This is a genomic window from Vibrio sp. D173a, assembly GCF_030248475.1.
The window spans coordinates 1-641 of the sequence record NZ_JAHGAH010000876.1 but is presented as its reverse complement, the minus strand read 5'-3'; the positions used below and the strand labels follow the sequence as shown (position 1 = coordinate 641).

The 641-nt window shown below is 39.5% G+C and carries 1 protein-coding gene; it reads right to left on the bottom strand.

Translation table 11 applies throughout. From position 1 onward, the window contains the following. A partial coding sequence (locus tag KIV40_RS29960) for a TetR/AcrR family transcriptional regulator (RefSeq protein ID WP_285352912.1) occupies positions 1-320 on the bottom strand: 320 nt, incomplete at its 3' end. Positions 321-641: the final 321 nt, after the last annotated feature.

Here is a 641-nt window from a genome sequence, read left to right as displayed (position 1 = left end):
GATAATTTAACGACCAAGCATTTTATTTGAAAATCTGAAGTCAGTTTCTCTGAACACCAATAGTCAAAGTATGCTTTAACTCGATCTTGGTAAGAAAGAGAGGTATCCATCAAGAAACTATCGAGGGTTTCTAGGTGATCTTCGAAGTAATTCGTCAATAGCACAGACCCAAAGTCTTCTTTCGATTTGAAGTGATGGTAAAACGACCCCTTCGTTGCTTCAGCGCTATTAATAATCTTCATCAACCCAAGGCCTGCAAAACCCTGTTCACTTATAAGCTCAAAGCCTACGTCCAAAAGTTTTTGTTTTAAGTCTTTCATAAGTCAGCTCGGAATCTAAATGATTAGAAGCATTATACGCTCACTAAACCGACCGTCCAGTCTAATTCTGACAAACTTAACAAAACCCTGACTAGACCGGTCGGTATGTTTGTTCTAGTATATACAAGGTCGAGACAACGTTAGTGTTAAACATAAACAGACGGTGGATTAAATATGAACAGAACAATCATCATTGCTGGAGCAAGTGGCTTAGTTGGCCGAGAAACTTTGAGCGCTTTATTAGACAGTGAGAACTTCGGCACCGTCTATTCGCTGTCTCGACGTGAGGTTAACAGAGAACATCATAAGTTAAAGCAGATA